A 17,041-nucleotide genomic window follows, 5' to 3' on the forward strand; every position below is an offset into this window, starting at 1 on the left:
CTCAGCCCGCCCTGTTGCGGTCTTCGGCCTGCGCCGCCAGAATTTCCTTCACCTTGGCGACGAGGTCGCCTTCGGCAACTGTCTCCTGTGCGACGCGCGCTTCGCGCCAGCTGGCGTTGTCCTCGATCTCGCCGGACAGGCGCTTGCCTTCGATCAGGTCCTTGATCTGCACGACGCCCTGCGCCCGCTCGTCACCGCCCTGGATAATGGCGACGGGGCAGCCGCGGCGGTCGGCATATTTCAGCTGATTGCCGAACTTCTTCCAGTTGCCCTGGAACATCTCGGCGCGGATGCCAGCCTTGCGCAATTCCTGCGTCATGTGCTGGTAGCGGCCCATCGACTCGACATCGCCGTCCATGACAGTGACCAGAACCGGCTCGATGACCTCGGCCTGGCCGAGCTTGCCGAGGTTCTTCAGCGCCGTCATCAGGCGAGAGACGCCAATCGAGAAGCCAGTGGCCGGCACGGGCTGGCCCATGAAGCGGGACACGAGACCGTCGTAGCGACCGCCGCCACCGACGGAACCGAAGACGACCTTCTCGCCCTTCTCGTTAGTCACGTCGAAGAGGAGCTCGGCTTCGTAAACCGGGCCGGTGTAATATTCGAGGCCGCGAACAACCGAGGGGTCGATCTTGACGCGATCCGACTGATAGCCGGCGCTTCGCACCAATGCGCCGATGAAGTTCAGCTCCTCGACGCCTTCCGCACCCTTGGACGTTCCGGCAACCAGCTCGGCAAGCTGGCCAGCGCTTTCGGTATAGTCCTTGATCCCGACGAAGAAGAGAACCTTGTCGATCTGTCCCTGGTCGAGACCAGCACCCTTGGTGAAGTCGCCAGACTCGTCCTTGCGGCCGGGACCAAGCAGGAGAGCAACGCCCTCGAGACCGAACTTGTCGAGCTTGTCGATGGCGCGTAGCACGTTGAGGCGCTGGCCGGCCTTGTCATCGCCGCCGAGACCGATTGCTTCGAGAACACCGTCGAGAACTTTGCGGTTGTTGACGCGGATCACGTAGTCGCCGCGCTTGATGCCGAGGGCTTCCAGCGTATCGGCCATCATCATGCACATTTCCGCATCGGCCTGCACGCCCGGCGCACCGACCGTATCGGCGTCGAACTGCATGAACTGGCGGAAGCGACCGGGGCCCGGCTTCTCATTGCGGAAGACATAGCCGGCGCGATAGGTGCGGTACGGCAGCTGGATCTCGTTGAAATTCTCGGCAACATGACGGGCGAGCGGCGCCGTCAGGTCGTAGCGCAAGGACATCCACTGCTCGTCGTCGTCCTGCAGCGAGAAGACGCCCTCGTTCGGCCGGTCGGCATCCGGCAGGAACTTGCCGAGCGCGTCGGTGTATTCGAAGAGCGGCGTTTCGACAGGATCGAAACCATAATGCTCGTAGACTTCCCGGATCTTCGCGGTCATTTCGTTGACGGCGCGAATGTCGGCTGCCGAACGATCGACGAAGCCGCGGGGAAGTCTGGCCTTGAGCTTTTGTGGTTTCTTCTGCTTGTCGTTCATTTCCAAGGTATTCCGCTCGCTGTGACAGTGGCGGTTACCTAGCGGAAAGGGCCGGGTGCGGCAAGGGCGAAGGCCCTTGATCAGGAACACAGAATCGATTGAACGAGAGAGAATGGATCGAATGGCGGGAGCTACACGATGATTGCCGAGGCGCTTCTCTATGCTGCCACCGTTCCGATGACATTGAAGGCGCATCGCCGGTTCATCCGATACTCCGTCAATCTCTGGTCCCGCGCCGGCCGTTGCAGCCGGCAATGGGCGGAGCACGAGGAGCGAAGCCGGAACGCTGTGAGAAGTGCCATTGCGGAGTTGCGGCAGAGGAGGACGGCGGTCGTTTTGGGCTCGGGCCTGCTCCGCGACGTGCCTATTGAGGAATTAGCCAGGACCTTTGGCACTGTCGTCCTCGTCGATGTCGTGCATCTTGCCTCGGTGCGCCTCTGGCTGCGGCTCAAGCGGCACAGCAATGTTCGGCTGATCGAGCGCGATCTCTCCGGCTACGACGAGCTTGCCGCGAGCAAACAACCAGAGCCGCTGGCGTTCCTGAGAAGCGTTCCGTATCTCGACTTCGTCGTCTCGGCCAATCTCCTCTCCCAGATCGGTCGCGGCGCACAACGCCGCTACGAGGCGGAACAGGCCGGCGCCATGCCCGCCGATACCGTCGCACAACTGATCGAGGCGCACCGGTCGGCGCTTGAGGCAGCGCCCTGCAAGACATGCCTGGTTACCGATGTTTCCTATGCCGTGATAGACCGACAGGGGAAGGTTCATGACGAGACTGATCTGCTGCACGGCGTGGCGCTGTCATCGGTTCGGGCCAACTGGCAGTGGCCCGTGGCGCCACTCGGCGAAGAGAGCAATGACTATCAGATCGTCCATCAGGTCGTTGCCGCGTACTAGCGCCAGCCTCCGCACGTCGGCCGACGCTTCTCTCGCCAAAGTGTATAAAGCGGGCTTGGCTTCTTCGCGCGCTGCACCTATTTTGACGATATGCGGTTTCTTGCAATCATAGCGATGGTTTTCGGCTGGTTTGCCTTCGGCACCATGTCCGCATGGGCTGGCTGTCCGACATGCCTGTCCATGCAGCCGGTCGCTGCGACGCCCAGCGCCGAGCATCAGCATATGGCCGGCATGGATATGGGCGAGAAGGCCAAGTCGTCGCCGGCGCAGCAGGATCCTTGTTCGGCCGCCGGTATGGTGCACATGCCCTTCTGTTCGGCCTGCCTGGTCATTCCGCCATTGAGCGTCATCGCCGCGACCGGCAAGCAGGTGTTTTCCTATCCTGCGCCCGGACCGGCTCACGCCATGCAGGATGCCCGCCCAGCACCGCTGGCGCCGCCTCCCCGGCTTGTCTGACGGTCTTCATGAACGCTGCGGCTTCGGCCGCGCATTGAATTCCAGTATCAGACAGAGGAAGGAAATCCCATGTCTCTGAAAGTTCTCGCCATAGCGGCCACGCTCGCACTCTCGTCCGCACCCGTCTTCGCAGAGGAGATGAAAATGGACATGAGCAAGCCAATGGGCGACCACGGCGCATCGAGCCACGCCTTTGCGCAGGCGAACGCTAAAATGCACAAGGACATGACGATGAAGTATAGCGGCGACGCCGATGTCGACTTCGTCCGCGGCATGATCCCGCACCATCAAGGTGCGATCGACATGGCGAAAATCGAGCTGGAGTACGGCAAGGATCCGGAAATTCGCAAGCTCGCGGAAGCCGTCATCAAGGCCCAGGAGGCTGAGATCGCCGATATGCAGGCCTGGCTGAAGGCTCACGGCAAGTAATCGCAAAGGACGCCGGAGCACGAAGCCCCGGCGTCCGCCTTCACAAGGCCTTGATCAGGCCTTCGGTTCGAAAGGTTCCGGCCGTCGGGCTGCCCCCTGCCGCGCCAGCATCCAGCCCGGATATTCGGGCGCGAGTTCGCTGACCTCGTCCAGCTTCTTCAGGTCGTCCACATCGAGCTTCAGGTTGACGGCCGCCAGGTTCTGGTCGAGCTGCTCGACGCGTTTTGCGCCGATGATGACAGTCGTCACGAAAGGTTTCGCCAGGATGTAGGCAAGCGCGACGGTCGCGACGCTTGTGCCGTGTTTCGCGGCGATCTCGCGCATCACGGCAACGCAGGCCCAGGCGCGATCCTTGTCGACCGGCGGGAAGTCGAACGAGGCGCGGCGTCCTTCCCCGTTGCCCGGCGCTCCCGGCCCGTACTTGCCGGAGAGAAGACCGCCCGCCAGCGGCGACCAGACCATTAGACCAAGCTTTTCCTCCTGCATCATCGGCACGATGTCACGCTCGAGATCGCGGCCGGCGATCGAATAGTACGCCTGTACCGTCTCGAACCGGGCAAGACCGCGACGTTCCGAGATGCCGAGCGCTTTGGCGATGCGCCACGCCTGCCAGTTGGAGACACCCACATAGCGCACGAGACCGCGGGATACGAGATCGTCCAGGGCTCGCAGCGTCTCGTCGATCGGCGTGACCGGATCGGTGGCATGGATCTGGTAAAGATCGATATGATCGGTCTGCAACCGCTTCAGACTGGCCTCGACCGAATCCATGATGTGGCCACGCGAGGCGCCGCGGTCGTTCGGCTTGTCGCCCATGGTGCTATAGACTTTCGTGGCGATGACCACGTCCTTACGGGGAACGCTGAGGTTCTTCAGGGCCTGGCCGAGCAGCTTTTCGGATTCGCCGAAGGAATAGACGTCGGCCGTGTCGATGAAGTTGACGCCCGATGCCAGCGACTTCGCAACGATTTCATCGGCGGCTTTCTGGTCGACGTCGGCGATCGAGCCCCAAAGGTTGTTTTCGCCGGCGGCGCCGAATGTCATCGTACCGAGGCAGATTTCCGAGACGAATAGTCCCGTATTTCCAAGTTGATTGTAACGCATGGTCGAAAATTTCCTTGTGACGACCGCAGGCTTGCCTACGGACAGATGAGTTCATTTTTTGGTTGTTGGCCTGCACATGACAGGAGCAGCCGGAATGCGGCCGCGTGGAAGGCACTATCGATGTAAGGCGAGGCGGCGGCATTTCAACATGCCGTGTACTCGCCTCACGGCTTTGCGATGCTCTTGTATCGCGGCCATCTTTCAATAGATTCAAACCAGATTACTCGGAGATGGGCGATGACGACCCGCATGCTGACGACCATCGGTTTCGATGCCGACGACACGCTCTGGCAGAACGAGCAATACTATCGGCTTACCGAGGCGCATTTCACGGAATTGCTGGCCGATTTTGCAAATGGTCCAAGAATTTCCGAGCGCTTGCTGGAGGCAGAGAAGCGCAATCTCCGGCAGTACGGTTTCGGCATCAAGGGATTTACGCTGTCCATGATCGAGACGGCGATCGAGGTCACCGAGGGCAAGGTGCCCGCCAGTGTCATTGCCAATATCCTCGACACCGGCCGCGACCTGCTTTCTCACCCCGTCGAGACCCTGCCGCATGTGCAGGAGACCTTGGCGGCGCTCTCGGAAAACTACCTGCTGGTGATGATCACCAAGGGTGATCTTTTCGATCAGGAGCGTAAGCTCGCGCAATCCGGGCTTGGCGACTTCTTCCACGCCGTCGAGATCGTCTCCGACAAGACCGCCGTGACCTACCGGCGGATCTTCTCCAAGGTCGGCGGTGGCCCGGAACGGGCGATGATGGTCGGCAACTCGCTGAAATCAGACATTGTCCCCGCGATTGCCGCCGGCAGCTACGGCGTCTTCGTGCCGCACGAACTCACCTGGGTCGTCGAGCATGTCGAGGAACCGAAGGACGCACCGCGCTTTCGCAAGATCGAACATCTCGGAGAACTGCGCAGGTTGATCGAAGGCCTGGGCTAGCCCCTCATTACTGCCTTGAAGGGAAAAGTGGCGACGGCGATTGCTGTTCAGCCGGAGCCGTGGGCTGCGGCGCTGTTGCCTGCGGCTCGACGAGAATGCTGTAGGGCGCGCCCAGGCCGCGGCGCGGCGACGCCTTGGAATAATAGGGCCGCAGCAGCCAGGTGGTGTTGTCCTTCACCGTGACGGTGTAGCTGGTGCCATCCTCATCGGTACCAAAGATCGCCTCCTCGTCGGGCGTTGCCAGATCGAAGATCGAAAGGAAGGCAAACTTGCTCTTGGTCGCAAAGCTGATCTTCACATGCTGGCCAGCCTTGACGGGAAGTGTGTAAACCCGCCCGTTGCCGAGCTTCGTCCAGCCCTTGAGCTCCATGGTTGCAGCCGGAAACTGCAGCTTCTCCAGTCGCTCGCCGGGCTGCAGCTCCGGTGACTGGCCGAACGCTACGGATGCCACCAGGCAGAATGCGACGGTTGCCGCGAGCGCCTTCATGGGCGCACCAGCGCATTACGCATCGCCTCTACTTCGACGCGGCAGAAGCAACCTTCGATGTGATCGTTGACGAGACCCATTGCCTGCATGAAGGCATAAACTGTGGTTGGGCCGACAAACGTCCAGCCGCGCTTCTTCAGATTCTTGGAAATGAGAACCGATGTCGGCGTTGTCGGGTTGGCCATGACAGTGGCACGATCGACCACCTTTGGCCTATCGTTATGACCGGGCTCGAAGCTCCAGAAATACCGGGCGAGCGACCCGAACTCCTGCCTCAGTTCGATCGCACGGCGGGCGTTGTTGATCGTCGAGACGATCTTGCCTCGATGGCGCACGATGTCGGGATCGGCGAGGCAGCGTTGGATATCGCTGTCGTCGAAGAGCGCAACCTTCTCGAAGTCGAAGCCGGCAAAGGCAGCGCGGAAATTCTCGCGCTTGCGCAGGATGGTGAGCCAGGAGAGACCGGACTGGAACCCCTCCAGGCAGATCTTCTCGAAGAGGCGGATGTCATCCGTTACCGGCCGCCCCCATTCCTCGTCGTGATACTTGAGGTAATCCGGGAGGTTGGCGTGCCAGTGACAACGGCTCTTGCCGTCTTCGCCGATGATGATGCCCGTATCGCTCATGATCCCGCTTCGCTTTCGTGCTGCGAATCCGGCTTTACCATTTGCAAACTCTCTTTCCAAACCGAACGATAACCCTGACGAAAAGTTTATCTCTCGCTTCGGACTTGAATGAATTCAAATTTACGATTCGCTGGCGGGAACGGTGGCAGCGTGGCGGCAGGCGGCCGCTGCCGTCCGTGCATTTTCGGCCATTTGTAGAGAGTCCGTCCGATGATGAAATCCCTTCTGCTCGCCGCAGCGATGCTCGGCGTCTTTTCCACCGCTGCGCTCGGCGACGACCGTTATGCAACGCGCCCGCCGGTCGTGCTAAGCCCGGACCTTGCAGCCCCATGGGTCATGCAGCTCGGCGGCAAGGTTCGTCCCGTCGTCTACCGACAACCGGCCTTTCCGAAACGCGGTCTGTTCACATCCGGCGTCTTCGGCCGCGCTCCGGCCGCCGTGGCGCAACCGGTGTCCGCCATCAATCCCGGCGTCCCAGTCGTCCGCCGCCAGCTTGAGCCGCAATTTCTGCCGCAGATCGTCACCTACGACACCAAGGAACGGCCCGGCACGATCGTCATCGATACCAACAGCCGCTTCCTTTACCTGGTAATGGAGGGCGGCAAGGCGCGGCGTTACGGAGTGGGCGTCGGCAAGCCAGGCTTCGAATGGGCCGGCGTGCACAAGATTACCCGCAAGTCCGAATGGCCGGACTGGACGCCGCCAGCCGAAATGGTTGGCCGCGAAGCCGCCAAGGGCCACTATCTCCCGGCGCGCATGGACGGCGGTCCCGAGAATCCGCTTGGCGCGCGCGCCATGTATCTCGGTTCGACGCTCTACCGCATCCACGGTACCAACGCCCCCTGGACGATCGGCAACGCCGTTTCCTCCGGCTGCATCCGGCTACGCAACGAGGATGTCGTTGACCTTTACGAGCGGGTAAAGGTTGGAACCCGCGTCATCGTCATGTAAAGGCTCCCGAATATCGGGCGCGCGGCCAAGAATAGTTGCAATTAGACATCGCAGCTGTTTCATTCCGCGCCGACATCTTGAACTGGATCGAAGTTAGGGTAGCTTCGGTCCGGTTTTGCTTTGAGGGAATCAACCATGCTGAAATTCGCGACGGCTCTTGCGGCCACCGGCCTTCTGGTCACTTCCATGTCCGCATCGGTCTCGGCGCAGCCGATTACACCCGCTCACGATGGCGCGCCTGTCGTTCGGGTCGCCGCACCGCCGAAGTCGGTCAAGCCGCAGTTCAAGCGCCAGCGTGTGCACCTCATCACCAACGAGGCACCCGGCACGATCATCATCGATACCAACCACAGGTTCCTGTATCTCGTCGAAACCAAGGACCGCGCGACGCGCTATGGCATCGGCGTCGGGCGCGAGGGCTTCGGCTGGTCGGGCGTGGTGAAGATCGGCCGCAAGGCAGAATGGCCGGGCTGGACGCCGCCGGCTGAGATGCGTGTTCGCGAGGCGGCGAAGGGCCACATCCTCCCGACCTTCCAGGAAGGCGGCGAGGACAATCCGCTTGGCGCCCGCGCCATGTATCTCTACAAGGGCGGCAACGATACGAGCTTCCGCATCCACGGCACCAACCAGCCGTGGTCGATTGGGCTCAACATGTCGTCCGGCTGCATCCGCATGATGAACAAGGATGTGATCGATCTTTACGATCGTGCGCCCGTCGGCACGAAGGTCATCGTCGTCGGCCCTGGCAACAAGCAGGGCGAAATCAGCTTCGAAGATCGCGGCATCGACGTGCTGCGGACGATTTTCGGCGGCTAAGCCAAGCAATTAGGCGGCCGGGCAACCGGTCGCCGATCTCAAACCGCGGATGCGGGGTCGCAAGGGCTATGCGATGCATGGGCTTTCGAGACCACCGGACGATCCGGCACCTCTAAGCCAGCGGAAGATCCTTTAGTTTCTCCGGCATATCTCCGCCGTAGGCCCAATCCAACAATTGCACCGTGTGAACGATCGGAATCGCCGTCCCTGTCGCGATCTGCATCATGCAGCCGATATTTCCGGTTGCGATCACACGCGGCTTCGTTGCTTCGAGGTTCTTGACCTTGCGGGTCTTGAGCGCATCGGAAATGTCGGATTGCATGATGTTGTAGGTACCCGCCGACCCACAGCAGAGGTGACCTTCGGCAGGATCGCGGACATTGAATCCGGCCGCCTTCAACAGCTGCTTCGGCGCCATCGTGATTTTCTGACCGTGTTGCATCGAGCAGGCAGAGTGATAGGCGACGATGATGCCCTTCGGCATCTGCGCGGGGAGCTCGAGCGATGCGAGATATTCCGTGATGTCCTTCGCCAAGGACGAAACGCGTGCCGCCTTTTCGGCATAGGCAGCATCCAGCCGCAGCATATGGCCATAGTCCTTGATCGTCGTGCCGCAGCCGGAAGCGGTAATGATGATTGCGTCGAGCCCGCCTTCTTCGAGTTCACGCGTCCACACATCGACGTTGGCACGTGCGCTCGCCAATGCCTGCTCTTCCCGTCCCATGTGGTGGACGAGCGAGCCGCAACAAACCTCTCCCTTGGGAACGACGACTTCAACACCAAGCCGTGTCAGGAGCCTGATTGTTGCCTCGTTGATCCCGGGATCGAGAACCGGCTGCGCGCAGCCAGTCAAGATCGCGACGCGACCGCGTTTCTCGCCGACCGGCGGGTGGCTTGCCGCCGCGGCATAGGCGGAGGCGGGAGGAATGCGACGCGGCGCCAGCGCCAGCATCGCGGCAAATGGTTTCAATGCGGGCGCGCGCGCTAAAAGTCCTGCGAACTGCCGCCCCGCTGACGACAGCTTGATCGCGAGGCGAAACCGATCGGGATAAGGCAGAACAGCAGCAAGGATGGCGCGCACGAGCCGGTTCATGAAAGGACGCTTGTAGGTCTTTTCGATGTGCGCCCGCGCATGGTCGACGAGGTGCATATAATCGACACCGGAGGGACAGGTCGTTACGCAGGCGAGACAGGAGAGGCAGCGGTCGATATGGGTAACGACCTCGGCGTCGGCCGGGCGCCCGTTTTCCAGCATGTCCTTGATCAGATAGATGCGCCCACGGGGGCTATCGAGCTCATTGCCGAGCGTGACATAGGTCGGACAGGTCGCGGTGCAGAAGCCGCAATGCACGCATTTGCGCAGGATCTTCTCGGATTCAGCAACGTGCGGGTCGGCAAGTTGGGCCGGGGTGAAATTGGTCTGCATGCCTCAAGCTCCTGCCATCTTCCCGGGATTGAAGATGCCGGCGGGATCGAATTTCAGTTTCAGTCGCTGCGATAGCAAGGCCACAGCCTCCTGCTGGGGCTGAAAGGCCGCAATCCCAGATCGCATCTTTTCAGGTGCGCGGATCAATGTCGCATGGCCACCGCCCAGCGCCTTGATGAACCGGCGCAAAAGGTCCGCATCCGCGTCGGCCTCCATCCGCATCCAGATCAGGCCGCCCTGCCAGTCATAGTATGCGTCAACACCGGCTTCGAGGCGAAGTGCCGCGACCAGCTGATGGCCGGTCCCTGGGGCGACGGAGACGCGCCACACCGGTCGAGCCGTACCGTCGGCATAGGGCGCGACATCGCGGATATCTCTCCAGAGACGGACACTGTCTGCCTGCTCGAAGCGCGTGACGGATCCGAATGCCGCCATGGCTGCGGCGAGCTTGGTTGCCCTGGCATCGACTGAGCCGGGCAGGCCTTCGATCCTGAGACAGGTTCCCTCGCCTTCGGAGAGCGTACTGTCGAGAAATTTCCAGGCGACGGTCATCGGCAGATGTGCGGCGCCGGAGACTTCGACCGGCAGCGCCATCGCCGCCGCCATGGCGTTGGCGGCCTCCGCATCGTTCAGCCCCGAGATGACGATCGTTGCTTCGGTTCTCGGCCGCGGTGGCACGCGGAAAGTTACTTCCGTCAGGAAGCCCAGCGTGCCGTGCGAGCCAGCCATCAGCTTGACGAGATCCAATCCGGTGACGTTCTTCATCACGCGGCCGCCTGCCTTGATGATCTCGCCCTTGCCGTTGATGAAGCTCACGCCAAGCAGGCTGTCGCGCGCAGCGCCGGCGACGAAACGGCGCGGCCCCGAGACATTGGCGGCAAAGACGCCGCCGATTGTCGGCTCACCTGTCGTTCCCATGATCGGCCGATGGTCCATGGGCTCAAAGGCCATCATTTGACCGTTCTCGGCGAGTGCGGCTTCGATCTCGGACAACGGCGTTCCCGAGCGAGCGGTCAAAACCATCTCGCCGGGATTATAGGCCGTGATGCCCCGCAGATTGGACGACCGCAGGCGGCTTTCCGCCGCCACGGCGTTCCCGAAACCCGCGCGAGTGTTGCCGCCGCAGATCGCCAGCGGCTCGCCGGCCTCGGTGTGGCTGCGGACGATTGCCGCGGCCTCTTCGTCCGTTGTGGGCGATAGATCGATCATGCGGCCGGACGTCCCTCGAGCGGGAAAACCTTGGAGGGGTTCAGGAGCCAGGCCGGATCGAAGGCGGCGCGCGCCGCCATCTGCTGCTCCAGGTCCGCCTCGGAATACTGATGACGCATCAGGTCGCGTTTTTCGATGCCGACGCCATGCTCGCCCGTGAGGCAGCCGCCCGCATCGACACAGAGCTTCAGGATCTCCATCCCCGCAGCTTCCGCACGGGCGGCATCTTCCGGATCATTCGCATTGAACAGGATCAGCGGATGCATATTGCCATCGCCGGCATGGAAGACGTTGGCGACGCGAAGCCCATAGCTGTCGATGATTTCAGAGGTTTTCGTCAGCACATAAGAAAGCTGGCTGAGCGGCACGGTTCCGTCCATGCAGATATAGTCTGCTATCCGGCCAGTCGCGCCGAAGGCGGATTTCCTGCCCTTCCAGATCAGCGCCGCCTCGGTTGCCGACTGGCATTCGCGGACGGTTTTCACGCCATGCTTGCGCGCGATTTCGACGATGCTCTTCAGCATGTCGTCCATTTCCGCCTCCGATCCTTCGACCTCGACGATCAATAGCGCCCCCACATCCAGCGGATAGCCGGCCTTGGCGAAGGCCTCGCAGATTTCGATCGCTGGCTTGTCCATGAATTCGATCGCGACGGGAATGATCCCTGATGCGATGATGTCGGCGACACAGGATCCCGCCTCCTCGGACGTATCAAAGCCGAAGAGGACCGGCCGCGCGCCCTCCGGTTTGGCGATCAGGCGGACAGTCGCTTCGGTGACTATCCCAAGCTGGCCCTCATGTCCGCAGACAAGGCCAAGCAAGTCGTAGCCTCCGGCGTCCAATGCCTTGCCGCCGAAATCGATGACGGTGCCATCGGTCAGCACCATCTTGACGCCGAGCAGGTTGTTGGTCGTCACCCCATATTTCAGGCAATGCGCGCCACCGGAATTCATGCCGATATTGCCGCCGATCGTGCAGGCCAGCTGTGAGCTCGGATCGGGCGCATAGAAGAAGCCGTCCGCCGAGACGGATTCTGAAATATTCAGGTTGGTTACGCCGGCTTCGACGACCGCCACGCGGTTGGCCAGATCGATTTCGAGAATGCGGTTCATCTTGGAAACGCAAATGACGACCGCATCCTCCTGTGGGATTGCTCCGCCCGAGAGTGACGTTCCGGCGCCGCGCGGCACCACCGGCACGCCATAGCGATGACAGTATTTCATGACCGCAGCCACTTCCGCGGTCGTCCGCGGCAGGGCAACAGCAAGCGGCATCCGGCGATAGGAAACGAAGGCATCGGTCTCGAACGGCATCAACTCGCGCGCCTCGTGCACCAGGCATTCCGGCGGCAGCAGGTCGATGAGATCTGCGACGATCTGCCTGCGGCGGGCAAGCACGTCGGCACGCGGGGCGAGAAACGAAATAGTATCGGACATGACTCTCTCCCTTCGCTCCGACAGCGAAAACCGGAGACATCCTCTGCGCTGCCGGCTCAGTCGGGCTTAGCACTTTCCCGATTACGGCGCAAATGCTAAGCACTTATTCCAAAAGGATAAACAATCTGACGAATGACCAATCTCGGTGATCTCGAAATTTTCGCAAAGGTCGTTTCGACGGGGAGCATGTCGCTTGCCGGCCGGGCTCTCGGCTTTTCGCCGGCGGTCGTGTCGAAGCGGATAAAACGGCTTGAAGATCGGCTCGGCACGCGGCTCCTGCAGCGCACGACGCGGCAGATCTCCCTGACGGAGGCAGGCCAGGGCTTCTACGATCGCGTGCTTGGCATTCTCGCCGGCATCGAGGAGGCCGAATACTACATTTCCGGACGCTCGGCGCAGATGCAGGGCACGCTGAAGGTGACGGCGCCCACCTCGTTCGGACGCATGCATGTCGCCCCGCACCTGAAATCCTTCATGGATATGCATGCCGGTTTGGCGATCAATCTCGTGCTCAGCGACGAATTCACCGATATCATCGGCGAAGGCTTCGACCTTGCCATCCGTATTGCGGAACTGACGGACTCAAGCCTCGTCGCGCGGCGCCTTGCCCCCGTGCGTCGCCTGCTCTGCGCATCGCCGGACTATCTTGCCGCTAACGGCACGCCCCAGACCATCGAAGATCTCAAGCACCACCGCTGCCTGCCCGCCCACAACAACGATGCCTGGCGGCTGGAGGGGCCGGAGGGTCCGCTTTCCCTGCGGCCGGAAGGAATGCTCGTCACCAATTCAAGCGAGGTCATCAGGGAGGCCGTCATATCGGGGCTCGGCATCGCGCTGCGCTCCACCTGGGACATCGGCAGGGAGCTCCAAGACGGACGGTTGGTGCACATCCTTATTGCCTACGAAGGATCGCGCAACGTGACGCTTTCCGCGGTCTATCCCAGCCGCCAGTTCCTGCCGGCCAAGGTACGGCTGTTCATCGACTATCTCGCCGAGATCTACGGACCGGTTCCCTACTGGGAACGCTAGCTGTGGGTTTTCAGGAGGTTGTCCATTCGGAGCGGATTAAGGAGACTGGAGTTACACACTCAGCCTTGCAGGATCGCTCCGACTGAACATCCATGAGAACGCCGGTTTTGATGCCGCTTTGTCGAGAGGAGATGGCGCGCAACGTCGTCGACGACCGTTGTTCCAAAGCCCAGGCGGCAGGGTTTATGGCGTCACTTCAAGAATAGTTAGCCGCTGGGTCGAGCGGTTCTTGGCCCGTTCCCGCGCAGGCGGCCAAAGCGGAATGCATCCGGGACGGCCGAACGGACCATCAGCATCTCACCGATGGTTTCGTGTGTCAGGAGGCCGACAAGCCGTCCCATATTGTCGGTCGCGGCGACTGCCGGAGCGTTTGCCTCCTGCATAAGACGCAGGCTTTCCTCCAGAGATTTGCGATAATGTATCTTGGGAATGTCGCTCCGCATTGCGCTGGTGACGGGAGCGGCTGGCCCCTTTTCCTTCAACGCCCGGATCATGTCGTCGCGGGTCACCAATCCTATGAGATGGCCGGCGGAGTCGACCACCGGGAACTCGTGCTGCGTGGTGGCGAGCAGCATCTCGACCGCCTCGTCGAGCGTTGCGGACCGTTCCAGCCGGGCGAACTCCGTGACCATCACATCCCCGACCTGCACGCTGGTCGCCACCTGCCGGATCTGCGCGTTCTGTGCTTCCGCCGCCGCGGCGAGATAGACGAAGATGCCGATGAAGATCAGCAGCGGATTGTAGAAGAGCCCGACGAAACCGAAGACGAAGGCCAGCCCCTGTCCGATCGCGGCGGCGATCTGGGTCGCGCGTGACCAGGAGAGGCGCGAGGCCAAGGCGGCGCGCAGGACGCGTCCGCCGTCCATCGGAAAGGCCGGGATCATGTTGAAGAGAACCAAGAATACATTGACGCCCGCCAGCCTGACGAGAAAATTCGTGCGTGGATCCTCGATCTCCGCCATCTGCTCGACGGCCGCCGGCCCTCCCAACGCGATGAAGATCAGCACGGCGATCGCGACATTCACGAGCGGCCCCGCGATCGCGATTGCGAACTCCTGTCCCGGCTCTTCCGGCATGCGTTCGAGCCTGGCCACGCCGCCGATCGGCAGAAGCGTGATGTCGGGCGTGCGAATGCCAAAATACCGGGCGGCTGTGATGTGGCCGAATTCGTGCAGGACCACGCAGACAAAGACGGCAAGGATAAAGATAACGCCCTCCCACGCGGCCGCCGTGCCGCCGATCTGGTAGTGCATCAGCCAGATCCAGACGAGCAGAAGCAGAAAGGTGAAGTGAACGCGAATGGTCGTGCCAGCGATCGTGCCGAGATTCAGAGACCAACCCATCTTCATAACTCCAGGAAATGCGGGGGTGCACTATAAGCGCTTGCCGGGATCAGAGCACCTCAGGATGAAACAGCGACCTGTGGCTTACAATCTTCACTACCCCTAATAGAGATCTAGTGCGATTAATGCGCAATACCTTGTCGCCTTTTCCAGTCACCGCGACAGGCAAAATTTCAGGGTTGATCGAACCGGGAGATTGGATCCTAAGGACCGGCGCGGCGGACCTGGCACCCAAAACCCACTGGCCCGCTTAGTCTTGAGGCCCTGCTCACGAGGCGGGGGCTTTCTGCAGTCTTTCCCAGCCGCCAGTTCTTGCCGGCCAAGGTAGGGCTGTTCATCGACTATCTCGCCGAGATCTGCGGCCCGGTTCCCTACTGGGAACGCTAGAGGTTTCCAGCGCTCAATTCGCCAGTCTCTCGATGACGAGATTAAGCAGCGCCCGCAAGCGCGCCTGCCGTTTCATATCCCGGTGATAGCCAATCCAGGTGTCGCGCCCCGGCGGCGCTTCACCGAGGTCGACCGGCTCGATATCAGCGATTGAATCGCCAAGGGGGCGCGGCAGGACGGCGAGCCCGGCCCCATTCCTGCACAGCGTCGCCTGGACATCGCGGTTGTTGCTGCGCATGGCAATCTCGGCCTTTGGCAGAAGACGCGTCAGCCATGTCACATCAGGCATGCCGCCAAACGCCTCGTCCATCGTTACCAGGCGCGCGCCCGCGCCATCTCCTGCCTTCGGGTGCTCCGCCCCTCGGCGGATGTAAAGCCGGTAGTCGATATGCAGCAGCTTCCTCGATATCACGTCCGGCTCGGTAAAGGGCGCGATCCGAACGACGACATCCGCCTCCCGGCGGGAGAGACTGAGCAGGCGGCTATCGGTCAGCAATTCCACGACGATCTTCGGATAGCGCAGCGAGAATTCCGCAAGGACCGGCGCCAGCACATGTGCACCGAACCACTCCGAAGAGGACAAGCGCAGGAAGCCGCTCAATTGCCGGCTCTGTCCGGCAAGTTCGCGTTCGAGCCCGAGTGCTTCCTCTTCCATCCGCTCGGCGTGGGCAAAGACGGCTGCGCCCTCGTCGGTCATCACAAACCCGTCGGCTGTCCGCTGAAACAGGGTCTGGCCGAGCGAGATTTCAAGGGCGCGAAGGCGACGCCCCATCGTCGGCTGCGTCAGGCCGAGGCTGCGGGCGCCGGCGCCGAGAGTTCCCTGGCGCGCAATCGCCAGAAACAGTTTGAGATCGCTCCATTCCACAAGCCGACTCCCATACAAAAATGTATGAACTTCGTGCAATGTCTTTCATTTCCATTCTCATATCAACGGCGCATTCTCCGGGCAACAACAGACGAAGGAGAGTTGCATGTCACAGATCACAACGATGAAGGCGCTCCTGATCGACGCGCCGAACGCGGATTTCCGCCTTGCCGAGATCGCCCGGCCGGCGCCGCGCGAAGGCGAGGTTTTAGTCCGTATCAAGGGAAGCGGCGTCAATCCGCTGGACACCAAGATCCGCGCCGGCAATGCCACCCATGCGCGCCATCCGTTCCCGGCCGTTCTAGGTATGGACATTGCCGGCGTCGTCGAGCAGGTCGGTCCCGGCGTCACCGAGTTCCATCGCGGCGACGAAGTCTATGGCATGACCGGTGGCGTCGGCGGCATCCAGGGCTCGTTGGCTGAATTCGCAGCGGTCGACGCCCGGCTGATCGCGCCGAAGCCCAACAATCTCTCGATGCGGGAGGCAGCAGCCCTGTCGCTGATCGCGATTACCGCCTGGGAAGGATTGGTCGATCGAGCCAATGTCAGCGAAGGCCGGCAGGTTCTTGTCCTCGGCGCCGGCGGTGGCGTGGGGCACATTGCCGTACAGATCGCAAAAGCCGCGGGTGCTGATGTGTTTGCCGTCGACGGTGGCTCCAAGGCTGGCTATCTCAGAAGCCTTGGAGCAACGCCGATCGACTACAGGGTAGAGACCGTGGCGGACTATGTCGGCAATCACACGGCCGGCAAGGGCTTCGACATCGTCTGCGATACCGTCGGCGGCCCGGGCCTCGATACAGCCTTCCAGGCGGTCGGCCGGTTTGGCCACGTCGTCAGCGCGCTCGGATGGGGGACGCATGCGCTTGCCCCGCTGTCGTTCAAGGCGGCGACCTATTCGGGCGTCTTTACGCTGCTGCCGCTTCTGACCGGCGAAGGGCGAAGCCACCACGGCGAGATCCTGCGCGAGGTGGGCAAGCTCGTCGAGGCCGGCAAGCTGATGCCGAGGCTGGACGCGCGCCGCTTCGGACTTTCCGACGCCGCCGAAGCGCACGCGTTGATCGAAAACCGTCAGGCAAACGGCAAGCTGGTGGTGGAGATCGCCTGAAATCTGGACGCGCGCGG

Annotated in this window: 17 protein-coding genes and 1 pseudogene; 9 read left to right on the forward strand and 9 right to left on the reverse strand. The window is 61.8% G+C overall.

All coding sequences use genetic code 11. From position 1 onward, the window contains the following. Window position 1: 1 nt before the first annotated feature. Window positions 2-1,516, reverse strand: a complete 1,515-nt coding sequence (hisS, locus tag IB248_RS09900; RefSeq protein WP_018856911.1) for a histidine--tRNA ligase — start codon at window positions 1,514-1,516, stop codon at window positions 2-4. A 138-nt stretch (window positions 1,517-1,654) separates the two neighbouring features. On the opposite strand from hisS, the gene IB248_RS09905 reads away from it, so the two are divergent. The 3 genes from IB248_RS09905 (at window position 1,655) to IB248_RS09915 (ending at window position 3,298) form a co-directional block, all read left to right on the forward strand. After that, the gene (locus IB248_RS09905; protein WP_192240753.1) at window positions 1,655-2,413 is read left to right on the forward strand and encodes a hypothetical protein; all 759 of its coding nucleotides are present in this window, start codon (window positions 1,655-1,657) and stop codon (window positions 2,411-2,413) included. 90 nt (window positions 2,414-2,503) lie between these two features. Next, the gene (locus IB248_RS09910) at window positions 2,504-2,869 is read left to right on the forward strand and encodes a hypothetical protein (RefSeq protein WP_246779225.1); all 366 of its coding nucleotides are present in this window, start codon (window positions 2,504-2,506) and stop codon (window positions 2,867-2,869) included. A 69-nt stretch (window positions 2,870-2,938) separates the two neighbouring features. Beyond that, window positions 2,939-3,298, forward strand: a complete 360-nt coding sequence (locus IB248_RS09915) for a DUF305 domain-containing protein (RefSeq protein ID WP_025659458.1) — start codon at window positions 2,939-2,941, stop codon at window positions 3,296-3,298. A 54-nt stretch (window positions 3,299-3,352) separates the two neighbouring features. On the opposite strand, the gene IB248_RS09920 is transcribed toward IB248_RS09915, so the two are convergent. Further along, the gene (locus tag IB248_RS09920; RefSeq protein ID WP_112656848.1) at window positions 3,353-4,402 is read right to left on the reverse strand and encodes an aldo/keto reductase; all 1,050 of its coding nucleotides are present in this window, start codon (window positions 4,400-4,402) and stop codon (window positions 3,353-3,355) included. Window positions 4,403-4,639: 237 nt separating this feature from the next. On the opposite strand from IB248_RS09920, the gene IB248_RS09925 reads away from it, so the two are divergent. Continuing rightward, window positions 4,640-5,344 (forward strand): HAD family hydrolase, encoded by a 705-nt coding sequence (locus IB248_RS09925; RefSeq protein WP_018116678.1) that lies wholly within the window; start codon window positions 4,640-4,642, stop codon window positions 5,342-5,344. A 7-nt stretch (window positions 5,345-5,351) separates the two neighbouring features. Here the strand turns inward: IB248_RS09925 and IB248_RS09930 are convergent, their stop codons facing one another. Further along, entirely contained in the window at window positions 5,352-5,831 is a 480-nt protein-coding gene (locus IB248_RS09930) for a hypothetical protein (protein ID WP_018856906.1), read from the reverse strand. Then, complete coding sequence (locus IB248_RS09935) at window positions 5,828-6,457, reverse strand: DNA-3-methyladenine glycosylase I (protein ID WP_192240754.1); 630 nt, start codon at window positions 6,455-6,457, stop codon at window positions 5,828-5,830. The genes IB248_RS09930 and IB248_RS09935 overlap by 4 nt, the downstream gene beginning before the upstream one ends. A gap of 210 nt (window positions 6,458-6,667) precedes the next feature. Here IB248_RS09935 and IB248_RS09940 point away from each other — a divergent pair, with 210 nt between their 5' ends. Continuing rightward, window positions 6,668-7,408 carry a L,D-transpeptidase gene (locus IB248_RS09940; RefSeq protein WP_112644321.1) on the forward strand — a complete coding sequence of 247 codons (741 nt, stop codon included), beginning with the start codon at window positions 6,668-6,670 and terminating at the stop codon, window positions 7,406-7,408. A gap of 135 nt (window positions 7,409-7,543) precedes the next feature. After that, window positions 7,544-8,224 (forward strand): L,D-transpeptidase, encoded by a 681-nt coding sequence (locus IB248_RS09945; protein ID WP_192240755.1) that lies wholly within the window; start codon window positions 7,544-7,546, stop codon window positions 8,222-8,224. Between the two features lie 112 nt (window positions 8,225-8,336). Here the strand turns inward: IB248_RS09945 and glcF are convergent, their stop codons facing one another. From glcF to IB248_RS09960, 3 genes are read right to left on the reverse strand one after another with little or no spacing between them, the layout of a single operon-like run. Next, window positions 8,337-9,650, reverse strand: a complete 1,314-nt coding sequence (gene glcF / locus IB248_RS09950) for a glycolate oxidase subunit GlcF (protein ID WP_192240756.1) — start codon at window positions 9,648-9,650, stop codon at window positions 8,337-8,339. Window positions 9,651-9,653: 3 nt separating this feature from the next. Beyond that, on the reverse strand, window positions 9,654-10,859 hold the full coding sequence (glcE, locus tag IB248_RS09955; RefSeq protein WP_192240757.1) for a glycolate oxidase subunit GlcE: 1,206 nt from the start codon (window positions 10,857-10,859) through the stop codon (window positions 9,654-9,656). Then, the gene (locus tag IB248_RS09960) at window positions 10,856-12,295 is read right to left on the reverse strand and encodes an FAD-linked oxidase C-terminal domain-containing protein (protein WP_018856901.1); all 1,440 of its coding nucleotides are present in this window, start codon (window positions 12,293-12,295) and stop codon (window positions 10,856-10,858) included. The genes glcE and IB248_RS09960 overlap by 4 nt, the downstream gene beginning before the upstream one ends. 132 nt (window positions 12,296-12,427) lie before the next feature. Here IB248_RS09960 and IB248_RS09965 point away from each other — a divergent pair, with 132 nt between their 5' ends. Further along, window positions 12,428-13,324, forward strand: coding sequence for a LysR family transcriptional regulator (locus IB248_RS09965; RefSeq protein WP_018856900.1), 897 nt, complete (start codon window positions 12,428-12,430; stop codon window positions 13,322-13,324). Window positions 13,325-13,530: 206 nt separating this feature from the next. Here IB248_RS09965 and IB248_RS09970 read toward each other — a convergent pair whose 3' ends face one another. After that, window positions 13,531-14,667 carry a site-2 protease family protein gene (locus IB248_RS09970; RefSeq protein WP_192240758.1) on the reverse strand — a complete coding sequence of 379 codons (1,137 nt, stop codon included), beginning with the start codon at window positions 14,665-14,667 and terminating at the stop codon, window positions 13,531-13,533. Between the two features lie 282 nt (window positions 14,668-14,949). On the opposite strand from IB248_RS09970, the pseudogene IB248_RS09975 reads away from it, so the two are divergent. Continuing rightward, a pseudogene (locus IB248_RS09975) lies at window positions 14,950-15,054 on the forward strand (LysR family transcriptional regulator); the annotation flags it as partial. 13 nt (window positions 15,055-15,067) lie between these two features. On the opposite strand, the gene IB248_RS09980 reads toward IB248_RS09975, so the two are convergent. Then, on the reverse strand, window positions 15,068-15,919 hold the full coding sequence (locus tag IB248_RS09980) for a LysR family transcriptional regulator (protein ID WP_018116688.1): 852 nt from the start codon (window positions 15,917-15,919) through the stop codon (window positions 15,068-15,070). Between the two features lie 106 nt (window positions 15,920-16,025). On the opposite strand from IB248_RS09980, the gene IB248_RS09985 reads away from it, so the two are divergent. Beyond that, window positions 16,026-17,024, forward strand: a complete 999-nt coding sequence (locus IB248_RS09985; RefSeq protein WP_018856897.1) for a zinc-dependent alcohol dehydrogenase family protein — start codon at window positions 16,026-16,028, stop codon at window positions 17,022-17,024. Window positions 17,025-17,041 lie beyond the last annotated feature (17 nt).

It is taken from the genome of Rhizobium sp. RHZ01, assembly GCF_014851595.1.
Lineage (GTDB): Bacteria > Pseudomonadota > Alphaproteobacteria > Rhizobiales > Rhizobiaceae > Rhizobium > Rhizobium altiplani.

Coding starts and splice junctions, on each gene's coding strand:
- IB248_RS09945 (WP_192240755.1), top strand. CDS start 7,544: ATGCTGAAATTCGCGACGGCTCTTGCGGCCACCGGCCTTCTGGTCACT.
- IB248_RS09910 (WP_246779225.1), top strand. CDS start 2,504: ATGCGGTTTCTTGCAATCATAGCGATGGTTTTCGGCTGGTTTGCCTTC.
- IB248_RS09915 (WP_025659458.1), top strand. CDS start 2,939: ATGTCTCTGAAAGTTCTCGCCATAGCGGCCACGCTCGCACTCTCGTCC.
- IB248_RS09985 (WP_018856897.1), top strand. CDS start 16,026: ATGTCACAGATCACAACGATGAAGGCGCTCCTGATCGACGCGCCGAAC.
- IB248_RS09905 (WP_192240753.1), top strand. CDS start 1,655: ATGATTGCCGAGGCGCTTCTCTATGCTGCCACCGTTCCGATGACATTG.
- IB248_RS09965 (WP_018856900.1), top strand. CDS start 12,428: ATGACCAATCTCGGTGATCTCGAAATTTTCGCAAAGGTCGTTTCGACG.
- glcE (WP_192240757.1), bottom strand. CDS start 10,859: ATGATCGATCTATCGCCCACAACGGACGAAGAGGCCGCGGCAATCGTC.
- IB248_RS09920 (WP_112656848.1), bottom strand. CDS start 4,402: ATGCGTTACAATCAACTTGGAAATACGGGACTATTCGTCTCGGAAATC.
- IB248_RS09940 (WP_112644321.1), top strand. CDS start 6,668: ATGATGAAATCCCTTCTGCTCGCCGCAGCGATGCTCGGCGTCTTTTCC.
- IB248_RS09935 (WP_192240754.1), bottom strand. CDS start 6,457: ATGAGCGATACGGGCATCATCATCGGCGAAGACGGCAAGAGCCGTTGT.
- hisS (WP_018856911.1), bottom strand. CDS start 1,516: ATGAACGACAAGCAGAAGAAACCACAAAAGCTCAAGGCCAGACTTCCC.
- IB248_RS09930 (WP_018856906.1), bottom strand. CDS start 5,831: ATGAAGGCGCTCGCGGCAACCGTCGCATTCTGCCTGGTGGCATCCGTA.
- glcF (WP_192240756.1), bottom strand. CDS start 9,650: ATGCAGACCAATTTCACCCCGGCCCAACTTGCCGACCCGCACGTTGCT.
- IB248_RS09925 (WP_018116678.1), top strand. CDS start 4,640: ATGACGACCCGCATGCTGACGACCATCGGTTTCGATGCCGACGACACG.
- IB248_RS09970 (WP_192240758.1), bottom strand. CDS start 14,667: ATGGGTTGGTCTCTGAATCTCGGCACGATCGCTGGCACGACCATTCGC.
- IB248_RS09960 (WP_018856901.1), bottom strand. CDS start 12,295: ATGTCCGATACTATTTCGTTTCTCGCCCCGCGTGCCGACGTGCTTGCC.